Genomic DNA, 14,339 nt, shown 5'->3' with positions numbered 1-14,339 from the left:
TATCGGTAGTGTTAAAACTTCTAACCTCAGGCTTCCTTCTTCCTGCCTATTAATTTTACCTCATAACTCTAACTTTCTGCAATACTCCTTTCTCGTTTTTATACGTAAAAATATACGTTCCACGCGGTACTTTTGACAAATCTATATTTTTGTTGTAATGCGCAAAACCTTTTCCGACCTCCTTTCCATCCATTGTATAAACAATGTATTCAAACTGATTGCTGTTATTTTTATTGCTGATGACGAAACCATCTTTGTGGGCATTGGTATACACTTTTGATTTAAATACATCTTTATTGGTTTCTTCATTGGAAAGTGCTTCTTCACTAATATCCGCAACCTGAATACTTCTAATAGCTGATTTGGTTGAAGACGTTGTACTTCCACCCATGATGTATAATTTGTTGTTATAAACTTCTGCAGCAGCATGTCTTCGCGGGATCATGTTGGATGATAACTGATGCAGTTTATTGGTTTCTGTATCGAAATAAGCCAGAAAAGTTTGATTATTATACCCCCCAACAATAAAAATCTTATGACCGGATACCGCTAATGCATGACCGGATATCGCAGCAGGCATCGTGTATTGCTCAGTCCAAAGATTTTTGTTGAGATCGTAAACATTGACCAGACGGGATGATGTACCGTTAAAACCACCAATGACATACAGCTTATCATTCACAATTTTGCCCCTTGCTTCTCTGGCTGTGGGCATATCGGGTAATGGATGCCATGTATCTGAAGCAATATCATAGTATTGGAATCTATTGGAAAATACAGTGGTTGCAGCATTGTTTAGTCCGCTGCCGCCGAACGTATATATTTTTCCGTTATGGATGGCAGAACCTGCATTTCCTGTGTAGGCACGATTAACAGCTCCTTTTGTTATTTTATGAGTTTCAAGGTCTAGAATTTCAAGATGGCTATTTCCCCAACCGTTAAAAATATAGATTTTATTATTGTAAGTCTCCGAATTGGCGAATCTTCTAGGGAGCAGAGTAGAGTTGATGATACTCCAGCGGTTATCTTTAATACTGTATTTCTCAATAAAGTTGGCATTGCCATCAGTGCTTTTATAACCATTGCTCACATAGATATTATCATCTACAATGACACTGCTTGTAGCTCCTCTTCCCATTGACATATCTGAGAGATATTTAAAATTTAGGGTTTGTGCATTCGCGAAGAATAGGCCGAAAAATGACAGGAGGAATAATTTTGTTTTCAATGATGGTAGGATTTGGTTTTAAAGATAGGGAAAATGTTTGAGGAAGGTTTTTGGTATTTCTGATTAATATTAACCTGCTTTTTACAATAAATCATCCTTTAAAAGAGGCGGTTTATTTCTATAAAAAAAAATCTTATTGATTAAAAACTAAATGCGTAAATCCACATGTATATTTTATTAATTTTTAATATATTTAAAATTAAAGGCTGATGCTTTTTCATCAACAGGTTTAATTTTTCCTAAACTTCTAAGGCGCTGTAGTGCAAGTTTTACTTTTTGCATGTCATCTTCACCACTGAGTTGGCGCACTAGTTTATTTGAAATAATTGATTTTGGATTATCTTCTAAATGTTTTATTACTACATCTTCAATTGATGCAATTTTTTGATGTTTGATTGTAACAACAAATGAATTTTCTAATTCTTCAAAAATCGGATCTACTAAACCTGCTTTTTTTAGTTCATTTTTTGCTGTATCTAATCCTTCACCAATGTCATGATTCAAGGGATCAGGTAAATTATGAAGCATTCTAACTAAATTCGGGTTTCTAGAAAAACGTTCTTCGTATAAATTATTTATTGTCATATAGCCAGGTAAACGTCCTGGGCTTTTAACTTCAATTCTATTATCATAAATTTTTATGTGGATGTCGTCGTTCAAACTATAGTCTCGATGAATAACGGCATTCACAAAAATTTCTTTTAAAGCTTCTGATGGATAAGTTAGTTTTATTAATTCAGTTCCATCTTGAAAAGATGCACCATCTATATATTCTTTTACTTGTGAAATTGTTTTGACAATTAATTGTTCTATTGGACCATTTATTGTTATTGGTTTTTCTTCAAGTTGTTCTCGTTTATATTCTTTTTCAGTTGTTCTTAGTCTATAAATTTTTACTGCACATCTAGTATCTACAGTAGCTTGTGGTTCTTCATCGAATAATAATGCACAGGCAACATTTGGCTTATAATCATTTTTTACTTTTGTTAATAATCGTTGTTTTCTTAAAAAAATATCTGCATCTAATATTGTTTCAACTCTTTGCATATACGATTGAAGATGCTCACTTTCTAGAATGTCAGCTACTTCTAACGAATCAATGGGATTTTTTTCATAAGGTGCAGCTCCTTTTGAGTAAGCAAGCTGTGTAATTCTTTCTCCTTTTATTTTTCTTTTCGCTGCATTTATTCTAATAAAACAATCTCCATTAGCAGTATAGTGTACTTTTGAGCTTTTTGGTATAGATATATGAAGAATAAGTCCTTTTGTATGAGTTTCTAAAAATTCAATTGTCACATTTTCGACAGCTGGATTAGTTTCTTCTAGTAGAGTGGAAATTATATCATTGGCCTCTTCTTGATTGACTAAACCTACTAACCTTTCTCCTTTTTCGCTTTTATCTTCAATACCAACATATAAATCTCCCCCATCTGAATTTGCAAATGCAACAAATGTTTCTTGAAGTTTTGAAGGTGAAATTCTTTTACTTTTAACGTCGTTGAAATGGTCTTCATCTAAATTTAAAAGATGATCGATTTGTTTCTGTTGAATTTGAAATACATCCATATTTGTTATTTTTTGCAATATAATAAAAAATGATTCATGTGCTTAATCTGTTTTATTGTTATAATTTTAATTTAACAAAAAAAACACCCCACAAAAAGCAGAACGGTTTATATATTTGCCTCGGTCGCTGATTGTTACATCATTCCCGGCATTCCACCACCCATTGGCATAGCTGGTTCAGCGCTCTTCACTTCAGTGATAACACATTCAGTTGTTAACAACATTTCAGAAACAGAAGCTGCATTTTCAAGAGCAACTCTTGTTACTTTCGTAGAGTCTATGATACCTGCTTCAAGCATGTTTACATACCCGTCTGTTTTAGCGTTGTATCCGATTAATTTAATCACGGATTATAAATCCGCGACATCGGGTTTGCACATCGGTTTAAAGTTTTATACTTAAATCTTTGTTATCTTCAAGTGATTTGGGAACAGTTTTGATATCATTCCCAAATAGTTTTAATTCGTATAATTTTGGGAGTTCGCCAATTCTTTCATTAATTGTCTGAATTCTATTATTTGAAAGGTTTAATTCTCTTAACTTCTTCAGATTCACAATTTCATTAGGTATAGATTCTATTTCATTTCCATATAAACTTAGGAACTCAAGATTTACAAGCTTTGTAATTATTAAAGGGAATTTCAAATTTGGATTATATCCTAAATCCAAAAGCTCCAGATTGGTCAGGTTTTGAAATGACTTCGGCAGCTCTTTTATATTACTTCTTGTTAATTTTAATTGGGTTAGCTGAGTCATCTTCCCAAAATTAGAAGGAAAGTGTGAGAAATTATTATTTTTATAAAGACATAACCAATCAAGATTTTTAAGATTAACAAATGAATCAGGTAGCGTGGTTAGATTATTTGATGTCAAATCAAGACCTATTAAATTTTCCAGATTTCCTATTTCATTAGGCAATGCACTTATTTTATTTTCTCCGAGATTTAAATATTTTAAGTTTTTCAGCTCGCCTATCCAATTAGGAATTGAAGTAATATTATTTTCTACCAGCCGTAATACTTTTAAATTTTTAAATTTTTTCAGCTCAAGTGGAATTTTTGTTAGGTTTTTTTTATCTAAATTAAGTTCATGTACATTTTCAGGGAATTTCAGAGCTTCTCCAAGATCAGTAAACTTGTGTTGCTGACAATATAGATTTATAAAATTTTGTAGGATAAAAAGTATTAGTAATAATTTCTTTGTCATATCTGTTATCTTAAATTATATTTGAAAATAGTATTTCAAAAATTAATATACAAAAACCGCTCTACAAAAAGCAGAACGGTTTATATTATATATCAAATTGTCTTAGCGAAACGCTACTACATCATTCCTGGCATTCCACCACCCATTGGCATAGCTGGTTCAGCGCTCTTCACTTCAGTGATAACACATTCAGTTGTTAACAACATTCCAGAAACAGAAGCTGCATTTTCAAGGGCAACTCTTGTTACTTTCGTAGGGTCGATAATTCCTGCTTCAAGCATGTTTACATACTCGTCAGTTTTAGCGTTGTAACCGAAATCTGCAGTTCCTTCTGCCACTTTAGCAACGATTACAGAACCTTCACCACCTGCGTTAGCAACGATTTGTCTCAATGGCTCTTCGATCGCTCTTTTTACGATTTTGATCCCTGTAGTTTCATCAGAATTGATTCCTGTAAGGTTTTCCAAAGCAGCAATAGCTCTTACCAAAGCAACACCACCACCAGCAACGATACCTTCTTCAACTGCTGCTCTTGTAGCGTGAAGTGCATCATCCACTCTGTCTTTTTTCTCCTTCATTTCAACTTCTGAAGCTGCACCTACGTAAAGAACGGCAACACCACCAGCTAATTTAGCCAATCTCTCCTGCAATTTTTCTTTATCGTAATCAGAAGTAGATGTTTCCATCTGAGCTTTGATTTGTGCTACTCTTCCTTTGATTTTGCTTTCTTCACCACCACCGTTTACGATCGTTGTGTTGTCTTTGTCGATAGATACTTTCTCAGCAGTTCCCAACATATCAATAGTAATGTTTTCCATTGTGAAACCTTGTTCCTCAGAAATAACAGTACCTCCTGTAAGAATAGCGATATCTTCCAACATTGCTTTTCTTCTGTCTCCGAATCCTGGAGCTTTTACAGCAGCAATTTTAAGAGAACCTCTCAACTTGTTTACCACTAAAGTTGCCAAAGCTTCACCTTCAACTTCTTCAGAAATAATTAATAAAGACTTACCTCCTTGAGCGATTGGTTCAAGAACAGGAAGTAATTCTTTCATTGAAGAGATTTTTTTCTCTACTAAAAGGATGTATGGATTTTCTAGTTCAGCCAACATTTTCTCAGGGTTAGTCACGAAATAAGGTGACTGGTACCCTCTGTCAAACTGCATACCTTCTACAACGTCAACCGTTGTATCGATCCCTTTAGCTTCTTCTACCGTGATAACTCCTTCTTTACCAACTTTTCCGAAAGCTTCAGCGATCAAAGCACCAATTGTTTCGTCGTTGTTAGCAGAAACTGAAGCAACCTGCTTCACCATTTCTGTAGAATCACCAACTGTTTTAGATTGAGATTTTAAGTTTTCAACCACTGCAGTTACTGCTTTGTCGATCCCTCTTTTCAAATCCATTGGGTTTGCACCTGCAGCTACGTTCTTAAGACCTTCTCTTACGATAGCCTGTGCCAATACAGTAGCAGTAGTAGTACCGTCTCCTGCGATATCATTAGTTTTGGAAGCCACTTCTTTTACCATTTGCGCTCCCATGTTTTCTACTCTGTCTTCAAGTTCGATTTCTTTAGCCACAGAAACACCGTCTTTAGTTACGTGAGGTGCACCGAAAGATTTTTCGATTACCACGTTTCTACCTTTTGGTCCCAACGTTACTTTTACTGCATTAGCCAATGCATCAACACCTCTTTTTAAAGCGTCTCTTGATTCAATATCGAATTTTATTTCTTTTGCCATAATATTAAAGCTTTAAGCTTTAGGCTATAAGCAGTAAGCTTTTAACCTTTAAGCTGTTAATTATTATTTAATAATTTTTTTCTAAGTTGTATAAGTTTTTGTCTGATTAAATTCAGTTTAGGATTAAGGCTTGATAATTTATCTTCGGATGTGAAACCCAAATCGCAGGAGAGAAGAAGTAAATATTCAGTTTCGTTTGTTGAACCTAGACTTATTTCTAAAAATCTTGCAAATTCTTTATCGGTTGATCTTCCACAGCCTTCAGCAATATTTGTTGGAATAGAGACTGATGCTCTTCTTATTTGAGAGGTTAACCCAAAAAGTTCAGATTTTGGGAAATTTTCAGAAATAATATAAATTTCCATTACCAACTCGTGGGCAATTTTCCAAGTATCATATTTTTTGTAATCTCTCACGCCTATTGCTTATAGCCTAAAGCCTACTGCTTAACCAATGATTCCCAAAAGATCTCCCTCTTTTACGATTAAGAAATCTTTTCCTTCCAATTTCAATTCAGAACCTGAATATTTTCCATAAAGAACTTTGTCACCTACTTTCACAGTTGTAGGCTCATCTTTTTTCCCTGGACCTACTGCTACTACTGTACCTTCTTGTGGTTTTTCTTTTGCGGTGTCCGGAATAATAATACCTGAAGCTGTTTTAGTTTCTGCAGCGATCGGCTCGATCAAAACTCTGTCTGCTAATGGTTTAAAGTTTACTGACATAATATATTTAATTTTTTAATTATTTCTGTGTTGTAATTCTCTAAATGCGTGCCATCGGTTGCCTGTGACTGAAATGGCAGACTTTTTATTTTGTGGAGTGGAAATTTTGGCAGAAAAAAATGAATGTATGGAGGTGTAATATAATCATTCATCTTCCTGAAGAGGATGCAGTTTTGAAATGATAGCGGCTGAAACAGCTATTCCGATAAAATTGGTAACTGATCTGGCTTCGTTCATAAACCGGTCGACACTGTATAAAAGAGCGATATCTGTTAATGGAATTTTTCCAAACTTCTCAAGGGTAAAGATCAATGCTAAAAAACCTGATCCGGGAACTCCGGAAGCTGTTTTTGAAGTGATGGAAATAATCAGGAAGAGTATAAAATAGTCCTGTAAATCCATGGAAATATTATAAAACTGAACCAGAAACATACAGGAAGCAGAAATGTAAATACAGGCCCCGGCAAGGTTAAAATTGTATCCCAGCGGAATCAGAAACCGGATCACTTTTTTGGCGTAGCCCTGACTTTCGAGCTTTTCAAAAATCATAGGAAATGCCGTTTTTGAAGATGAGGTTGTCATAACAAGAATGATTTCATCTTTTATACTGATCAGAAATTCTCTGAAATTCAATTGATAAAAATGACATAGTGAGCCCAAAATTCCAAATATAAAAATGAGACTCGCCAGATAAACCGTCGCCACAATTTTACTTAAAGGAAGAAGAGTGTTGATACCATATACAGAAATACCGTAAGCGATGTTGCAGAAAATAATAATGGGAAGTACGATGTACAGATATTTGATAACAACATAAAATAGCTCCATTCCTGAGTTTAAAATATGGGTCAGCTTTTTACTTTTCAGCTTACCCGCAATGATTCCGATGATAATGGAAATCAAAAGAAATATGGAGTATCTGCTGTTATACAGTGAGAAAAAATCCGGACTTCCCGAAGCAAATTCGAAACGCTTGGGAATGGTGGAGTGGATTTTTGTAAGATCTATTCCTGTATCAGCACCCGGCTTTATTAGAAAGCCTAAGGAAAGCCCTAAAATGATGCTCAAAGAAGTAATGGAAATAAAATAAACCGCTGTGTGCAGAATGATTTTTTTTGAATTTTTTGTTTCAAACAGATTCAGAATTCCATAAATGATTGCAATAAATATCACCGGAAGGATCAGTGCCTCCAGAATGGTGAAAAAATAAAAATTAATGAGCTCCAGCTTTTTACTGAATTCAGGAAGATAGTGCCCGGAAATCACCCCGCCGATAATGGCTATAAATACATATAAGGTAAGATTTCTCAGATATTTACCGGTAAATGTTTTTTTTGTTTGAAAGGGTGACATCAATATGTGCTTCTATTGATGCAAAAATAAAATTTATATTGAGATGGAGATCAATTATTTCGATGTTATTCAATTACAGCCGTCATAAAGTTCCCGGAATGATATTATATCACTCCGAGAATCAATGCACTTATCAACATTATGATTGATGAGCCGATGGCCCATTTTAAAGTATATTTTAAATGATCGGAAAATTCTACCCCAGCCAGAGAAACCAACAGGTAAGTGGAAGGAACAAGCGGACTTAATAAGTGGGAAGCCTGTCCCACAAGGCTTGCTCTGCCCAATACATCGGCGGGAATTCCCATTTGCGCTCCGGTAGCGGTAATAATCGGCAGAATTCCGAAATAGTAGGCATCATTGGTAAGGAAAAAAGTAAGCGGAACACTGAATACAGCGGTGATGATATTTAAAAAACCACCCCAGCTTTCAGGAACAATCCCTATGATACTGTTTCCCATGGCCTGCATGATTCCGGTACCGTTCATAATTCCGGTGAAAATTCCTGCTGCAAAGATCATTCCTGCTACCGATAAAGCATTTCCGGCATGTTTTGTTACAATTTTTTGCTGATCTTTTAGCTGTGGATAATTGATCACCGCGGCAATACAGAAGGCAAGCATAAAAGCGATGGCTAAAGGAATCAGGTCAAGAATCATAACTACAAGAAGAACTATTGTAAGGGCAAAATTTACCCAAAGTAGTTTTGGCCTCAGTAATTTAGGATCACTTTCTCCTACAATATCGTTTGTACTGTACTTCGTATATTTTCCGTGTTTTGCAATTCTTTTTCTTTCCTGTACCCCAAGAATATAGGCTACGAATATGACCCATAAAATACCGATCAGCATAATAGGAAGCATAGGAACAAATATTTCTGTGTGGCTCAGCTTAAGTGAGCTCATTACTCTGGCTGTAGGACCTCCCCACGGCAGAATATTCATAATTCCTCCGGCAAGCATCACGATGCAGGTAAGAATCAGCGGGTTCATTCCCTGTTTTTTATATAAAGGAAGCATGGCTGCCACAACAATAATATAGGTGGAAGAACCATCGCCGTCCAGAGATACCAAAGTGGTAAGAATGGCTGTTCCGATGGTTGTTTTGACCGGATTATCTCCTACAGCTTTTAAAATGATATTTACTAATGGTTCAAATAGACCGGTGTCGATCATTAAACTGAAAAAAAGAATAGCGAATATAAGCATGACGCCGGTCATTGCAATTTCTTTAATTCCGTTTTTTGTCATCTCTCCAAGTTCGGATCCGTAGCCTGCTGCAACAGCAATGATAACGGGGACCAAAACCAAGGCGGTAAGCGGGGTCAGTTTTTTGTTCATAATCAGAACCATAAAAATGACGATCATCAAAAACCCAAGAATTGTAAGCATAATATTATGATTTAATGATTATTTTATTGTTTCTCTTTTTTTCTCCAGTCGAAGCTGTTTCTGAAACCGATATAGCCGTAGTTGCTTGTTTTTCCGGTTTCAAGCTGGTTGATAAAAGCAAATTCCAGTGCCGAATTTTTTCCGGTTTTCACTCCGATTCCGGCAGTGATACGGTTGCTGTCAAAAGGCTCGTCTTTTACCATATTCATTCTGATTTCATTTTTCAGAATACCGTATATTTTTTCTTTTTCGCCTTTTTTATTGAAGGGTATTTTTACAGAAATCAGATATCGAAGCCTGACAACAAATTCATCAGGATTGTTGATGAAACGTTCTTCTACACGCAAACGGTTGGAAATAGAAGTACGTCCGATATTATTTTCCATAGTTACCTGCTGGAAAGGTCTTTTCTCATAACGTATTCTTTTGGTGTCATCCGCATTGTAAGACTCCAGAACGAGGAACATGGCACCGACTGCCGGCTTTATTCCGTTGGCGACTTCATGATCTACATAGGCATTCACCAAAAAGAGCCTGGTGTCGTAAGCCAGATCAAACGAACGGTATTGCGCCAAAGCTGTTAAAGTATTCTTGTCTGTAAGTTTTGCAGACATGAGATACTGAAACCACATATTGTAATTATCCTTACTCTGAGCCTTAAAAATAGGGGCTGCAAATAAGGCCAATACGGGAATTAATTTAAATATAATTTTCATGTAACATTTGGTTAATATTGTAATTTCTCAAATATATCCAATCCGTATATCGGCTTATGAATTTTTCAATCAATGGCATTTTTTATCAGTGAACTGCATTTTCCCATTAAAAAGATGGTATATTTGAAATCATTGAAACTGACATTTTAAAAATGTTTTTACTCTTAAATATTGTAGTTATATTGTTGATTTTTAGGGTTTTGTTTAGTCCTAGAATTTTAAATAAGCTGATGTCTTACCGCTGGAAGTTCTTGTTGGGATTTCAGCATGTATTTTTCTTTTTGGTGTTTGTTTTGATCATTTATTTCACCGAAAACAACTTCCTGAACCCTCCGGATCTTATTTGGAGTATTATTTTTAATACGATATACAGTTTGGGAATTTATTATTGGGTATATCAATATCTTGTTCCGAAATTTTATTTATCCAATAAGTATCCTGAATTTATTTTGTATGCGCTGATCTGCTTTTTAATTTCCAGTCTTTTCAGGATTTTATCTGAACCCGCTATTTTCAGCCTGCATTTTTTGAGAGGAGACTCCAATATCAGTTTTCTGTATAATGTCTACATTACGCAGGCGATTGTAATTCTTGTGGCTTCATTTTTGGGCATTACAAAAGATAAATTCCTTATCGAACAGGATGTTGCAGATCTTGGAGAGCAGAAAGAACAGCTGTATGTCGACTTACTGAAGTCTAAGCTGAGTCCGCATTTTTTATTAAATACACTTAATAATATTTATGTAAACAGCTTTGTGCCGACAGAAAAAACTTCCAATTCGATTTTACAGCTCAGTAAATTGCTGCAATATATTATTTATGACAGCGGAAAAGAAAAAATAAGCATTGAGCAGGAATTTTCTTCACTAAAATCCCTTGCTGAATTGTACCAGTTGAAATATAATAACCGCTTGGATATTGCATTTCATCTTCAAAACGAGGACGTTTGGGATGTTATTGAAATTCCGCCATCCGTTTTTCTTACTCTGTTTGAGAATTCACTGAAGCATTCTGCAATCGGGCTGGAAACTTCAGGTTTTGTAAAGGTGATGTGTACTATAGAACATCATGAAATCATTCTCGAAATTGAAAATTCTATTGCCGAAAACAAAAACGATACTTCGGATATAGGCTATCATGGATTGGGAAATAAAGCAATCACAGGAATACTTGAAAAATATTATCCTGAAAAATACAGTTTTTCTTCTGAAGCTTTAGACCGTAAAAACTACAGAACTATTTTAAAAATTAATTATAATGGCTAATTTAACAATCGTAAGCGTTGATGACGAATATCCTGCATTACAGTTGGTAAAGCAGTACTGTAACGATATAGAGGATGTGGAAATCATGGAGTCTTTCCAAAATCCCGTTCATGCTTTGGAGTATTTAAAAACCAATAAGCCGGACCTCGTTATTTTAGATATCAATATGCCTTTGATCAACGGAATCGAACTTCTTGAAAGCCTACCATATAAACCATTGTGCATTTTTATGACATTGGAAACGCAGCATGCCGTGAAGGCTTTTGAACTGGATGTGGTACATTATCTGGTTAAGCCGGTAGATTTCGAGACATTTAAAAAAGCAATTAACAAAGCAAAAGATTTTCTGCAGTTTAAAAAATCTACCGAAAATAAAACTCAGGAAGATTTTATTATGTTTAAATCAAACTATGTGATCAATAAAGTGTTTCTGAAAGATATTTTATGGGTGGAAGGCTTTGGAGAATATATCATTCTGGTGACAGCTTTCAAGAAATATATGATCCTGGACCGGATGTCAAATTTTGAAGAGAAATTTCAGGACTTCGGATTCATAAGGATTCATAAATCTTATATTGTCCTTTCTTCACATATTAATTCTTATGACACCAGTTCGGTATATCTGGAAGGAGGGGAGAAGCTTCCGTTGGGAAGAACGTATAAAAGTTCTGTGAAGAGTTATCTGAATTAAGATCAAACAAAAAAGAATCGCCTGAAGCGATTCTTTTTTTATTAAATTTTTAGTTTTTCTTTCCTGCTGCCTGCATCGGATTTACTCTTCCGTTAGATCCGCCTCTTACAGGTCCGTTTTGCTTTTGTTTGAATACCTGGAATTTCGATATTTCAGAAGATGATCCGTCATTGCTCCAGAAATTATTGGAAGTATCAATATCTGCTGTTTCTCTCATCGGATCGAGCTGAACTGATTTTAACTTTTTATCAAAATAGAACGTTTTAGAAACTTTTTGCTCATTCTGTCTCCAGATTTGTGCAGAGGATTTATCATATAATTTTGAACCGTCCTCAAATGTAAATTCAAGGATAATAGGCATTACCAGACCGCCTTTGTTGGTGAAATCAATCTGATAAGCAGTAATGTTCTTAAACTTTTCTTTGTCACTCTTGTTCAAAGATTCATGTTCATCCGATTTAGAAGTATAGACTTTACTGGCATCTACTTTTTCCTGACCTCTGTCATATTTGTAATAAAAATCCTGAAGATCTTTATCTTTTTCTACCTGAAAGCTAATATTTTTATCTTCTTTATTTCTGATTTTTGAAATATCTGTAAACTCATTTTGCAATGGTTTCTCAACAGTATAGGTCGTTTCCGCAGCCAATGGAACAGTGTTAAGATCCGGGGTGGCAACTGTTACTTTATCAATAGCAATATCTACAGGATCTGTTCCGTAAAACCATCCTCTCCAGAACCAGTCCAGATCTTCACCGCTTGCGTCTTCCATCGTTCTGAAAAAATCTGCAGGTTCAGGATGTTTGAAAGCCCATCTTTTGGCATATGTTTTAAAAGCTTTATCAAAAAGTTCTCTTCCCATAATGGTTTCACGAAGAATATTCAATCCTGTGGCAGGTTTTGAATAGGCATTCGGACCAAACTGAATGATGTTTTCAGAGTTACTCATAATGGGTTCCAGCTGATCTTTGGGAAGTTTCATATAATCTGTGATCGTCCATGCCGGACCACGTTTTGACGGGAATTTATTGTCCCATTTTTCTTCGGTAAGATATTCGGTAAAGGTATTCAGTCCTTCATCCATCCAGCTCCACTGTCTTTCGTCTGAATTTACGATCATCGGGAAAAAATTATGTCCCACTTCATGAATAACTACGCCGATCATTCCGTTTTTTGTGCCTTCAGAATACGTTCCGTCTTTTTCTGTTCTTCCGAAATTGAAACAGATCATCGGATATTCCATTCCGTTGGCAGCTTCTACAGATTGTGCAACAGGGTATGGATATGGAATGGTAAATTCAGAATATGTTTTAATGGTGTGAGCCACTGCTTTTGTAGAGTATTTTCTGTACAGATTGTAAGCTTCTTTAGGATAGAAACTCATGGCCATTACTTTGTTATTGTTTTCAGGAATCGTCACGCGCATTCCGTCCCAGACAAATTTTCTGGATGAGGTCCATGCAAAATCTCTTACATCATTGGCTTCAAAATTCCATGTTTTTCTTTGCTTGGAATGATTTTTTTCTGCCTTTTTAGCTTCATCAAGGGTTACAATTTCAATAGGCTCACTGGCATTTTCAGCTTTTCGGTATCTGGACATTTGATCTGATGTTAAAACCTGATCATAGTTTTTACATTCTCCGGTTCCGCCTACAATATGATCTGCCGGAACATTCATGGAAACTTTAAAATTTCCGAAAACCAGTGCAAATTCGCCTCTTCCTGTAAACTGATGATTCTGCCATCCGTGGAAATCGCTGTACACGCACATTCTCGGGTACCATTGCGTCATGGTGTAAAGATCATTTCCATCTTCTGCGAAATTTTCATAACCGCCACGGCCGCCCATTTTGATTCTGTTCGGGATGTTGTAATTCCAGTCAACTTTAAAAATAAGTTTTTCTCCTTTCTTTAAAGTTTTCGGAAGATCAATACGCATCATGGTTTTATTGACGGTGTAAGATAAAGGGGCTCCTGCAGCGTCAGTTACTTTTTCAAGATTCACTCCGTAGCCATTATCTTTTACAGGTAAATCTGTAACTTTAAGTTGTTGATCGTTGGTCGATTTCGGAATCGTAGAAGAAGACTGAAAATCTGCTTTTTTAACAGTGGACTGTTGGTTTTCATCCAGCTGTAACCAGATATAATCGAGGTCATCCGGCGAATTGTTATAGTAGGTGATGGTTTCAGAACCTTTTAAATTCCTTTTATCCTCATCCAGATAAGCTGTAATACTGTAATCTGCCCTGTTTTGCCAGTATCCGTGCCCGGGTGCTCCGGAAGCGGTTCTGTAAATATTGGGTGTGGGAAGAATGGTTCCTAGTTGCTCAAACCTGTTTCCGTGGTTACTTCCCGGATTGTTCTGAATATTTTGAGCAAAGGTTCCTACGTATAAAAACACTGATAAGGCAGTTATTTTTAGTTTCATAGCCAGATGATTTAAGAATTGTCAAATA

The 14,339-nt window shown here is 35.7% G+C and carries 12 protein-coding genes and 1 pseudogene; 2 read left to right on the top strand and 11 right to left on the bottom strand.

Annotated features, from left to right (window positions below; all coding sequences use genetic code 11):
- Positions 1–55: 55 nt before the first annotated feature.
- The 10 genes and pseudogenes from M2373_RS09530 to M2373_RS09485 all read right to left on the bottom strand — a co-directional run bounded on the left by M2373_RS09530 (position 56) and on the right by M2373_RS09485 (position 9,927).
- Entirely contained in the window at positions 56–1,144 is a 1,089-nt protein-coding gene (locus M2373_RS09530) for a T9SS C-terminal target domain-containing protein (RefSeq protein WP_259110024.1), read from the bottom strand.
- A 261-nt stretch (positions 1,145–1,405) separates the two neighbouring features.
- Positions 1,406–2,794, bottom strand: a complete 1,389-nt coding sequence (locus tag M2373_RS09525; RefSeq protein ID WP_259110022.1) for an RNA-binding domain-containing protein — start codon at positions 2,792–2,794, stop codon at positions 1,406–1,408.
- 134 nt (positions 2,795–2,928) lie between these two features.
- A pseudogene (gene groEL, locus M2373_RS09520) lies at positions 2,929–3,126 on the bottom strand (chaperonin GroEL); the annotation flags it as partial.
- Between the two features lie 52 nt (positions 3,127–3,178).
- Positions 3,179–4,000 carry a leucine-rich repeat domain-containing protein gene (locus M2373_RS09515; protein WP_259110020.1) on the bottom strand — a complete coding sequence of 274 codons (822 nt, stop codon included), beginning with the start codon at positions 3,998–4,000 and terminating at the stop codon, positions 3,179–3,181.
- Positions 4,001–4,116: 116 nt separating this feature from the next.
- Positions 4,117–5,742 (bottom strand): chaperonin GroEL, encoded by a 1,626-nt coding sequence (gene groL, locus M2373_RS09510; RefSeq protein WP_259110019.1) that lies wholly within the window; start codon positions 5,740–5,742, stop codon positions 4,117–4,119.
- A 56-nt stretch (positions 5,743–5,798) separates the two neighbouring features.
- On the bottom strand, positions 5,799–6,158 hold the full coding sequence (locus M2373_RS09505; protein WP_259110017.1) for a four helix bundle protein: 360 nt from the start codon (positions 6,156–6,158) through the stop codon (positions 5,799–5,801).
- Between the two features lie 30 nt (positions 6,159–6,188).
- Positions 6,189–6,467, bottom strand: a complete 279-nt coding sequence (gene groES / locus M2373_RS09500; protein WP_047399416.1) for a co-chaperone GroES — start codon at positions 6,465–6,467, stop codon at positions 6,189–6,191.
- Between the two features lie 144 nt (positions 6,468–6,611).
- A complete protein-coding gene (locus M2373_RS09495; RefSeq protein ID WP_259110015.1) occupies positions 6,612–7,820 on the bottom strand; it encodes a cation:dicarboxylate symporter family transporter in 1,209 nt (402 codons plus the stop codon).
- A gap of 104 nt (positions 7,821–7,924) precedes the next feature.
- Positions 7,925–9,211 (bottom strand): CitMHS family transporter, encoded by a 1,287-nt coding sequence (locus M2373_RS09490; RefSeq protein ID WP_259110013.1) that lies wholly within the window; start codon positions 9,209–9,211, stop codon positions 7,925–7,927.
- 23 nt (positions 9,212–9,234) lie between these two features.
- A complete protein-coding gene (locus M2373_RS09485) occupies positions 9,235–9,927 on the bottom strand; it encodes a DUF2490 domain-containing protein (RefSeq protein WP_259110012.1) in 693 nt (230 codons plus the stop codon).
- Between the two features lie 230 nt (positions 9,928–10,157).
- Here M2373_RS09485 and M2373_RS09480 point away from each other — a divergent pair, with 230 nt between their 5' ends.
- Together M2373_RS09480 and M2373_RS09475 are read left to right on the top strand one after the other, a co-directional pair.
- Positions 10,158–11,192, top strand: a complete 1,035-nt coding sequence (locus M2373_RS09480) for a sensor histidine kinase (protein WP_259110010.1) — start codon at positions 10,158–10,160, stop codon at positions 11,190–11,192.
- Positions 11,185–11,883 carry a LytTR family DNA-binding domain-containing protein gene (locus tag M2373_RS09475; protein ID WP_259110008.1) on the top strand — a complete coding sequence of 233 codons (699 nt, stop codon included), beginning with the start codon at positions 11,185–11,187 and terminating at the stop codon, positions 11,881–11,883. Before M2373_RS09480 ends, M2373_RS09475 begins: the two co-directional genes overlap by 8 nt.
- Before the next feature lie 49 nt (positions 11,884–11,932).
- Here M2373_RS09475 and M2373_RS09470 read toward each other — a convergent pair whose 3' ends face one another.
- On the bottom strand, positions 11,933–14,311 hold the full coding sequence (locus tag M2373_RS09470; protein WP_259110006.1) for a M1 family metallopeptidase: 2,379 nt from the start codon (positions 14,309–14,311) through the stop codon (positions 11,933–11,935).
- Positions 14,312–14,339 lie beyond the last annotated feature (28 nt).

The organism is Chryseobacterium sp. JUb7 (assembly GCF_024806495.1).
Classification (GTDB): Bacteria; Bacteroidota; Bacteroidia; order Flavobacteriales; family Weeksellaceae; genus Chryseobacterium.
Note: the sequence above shows the minus strand (reverse complement) of the source record. Positions and strands in the feature narration are given on the sequence as shown.

Coding starts and splice junctions, on each gene's coding strand:
- M2373_RS09490 (WP_259110013.1), bottom strand. CDS start 9,211: ATGCTTACAATTCTTGGGTTTTTGATGATCGTCATTTTTATGGTTCTG.
- M2373_RS09470 (WP_259110006.1), bottom strand. CDS start 14,311: ATGAAACTAAAAATAACTGCCTTATCAGTGTTTTTATACGTAGGAACC.
- M2373_RS09475 (WP_259110008.1), top strand. CDS start 11,185: ATGGCTAATTTAACAATCGTAAGCGTTGATGACGAATATCCTGCATTA.
- M2373_RS09480 (WP_259110010.1), top strand. CDS start 10,158: ATGTCTTACCGCTGGAAGTTCTTGTTGGGATTTCAGCATGTATTTTTC.
- groES (WP_047399416.1), bottom strand. CDS start 6,467: ATGTCAGTAAACTTTAAACCATTAGCAGACAGAGTTTTGATCGAGCCG.
- M2373_RS09485 (WP_259110012.1), bottom strand. CDS start 9,927: ATGAAAATTATATTTAAATTAATTCCCGTATTGGCCTTATTTGCAGCC.
- M2373_RS09515 (WP_259110020.1), bottom strand. CDS start 4,000: ATGACAAAGAAATTATTACTAATACTTTTTATCCTACAAAATTTTATA.
- M2373_RS09495 (WP_259110015.1), bottom strand. CDS start 7,820: ATGTCACCCTTTCAAACAAAAAAAACATTTACCGGTAAATATCTGAGA.
- M2373_RS09530 (WP_259110024.1), bottom strand. CDS start 1,144: ATGTCAATGGGAAGAGGAGCTACAAGCAGTGTCATTGTAGATGATAAT.
- M2373_RS09525 (WP_259110022.1), bottom strand. CDS start 2,794: ATGGATGTATTTCAAATTCAACAGAAACAAATCGATCATCTTTTAAAT.
- groL (WP_259110019.1), bottom strand. CDS start 5,742: ATGGCAAAAGAAATAAAATTCGATATTGAATCAAGAGACGCTTTAAAA.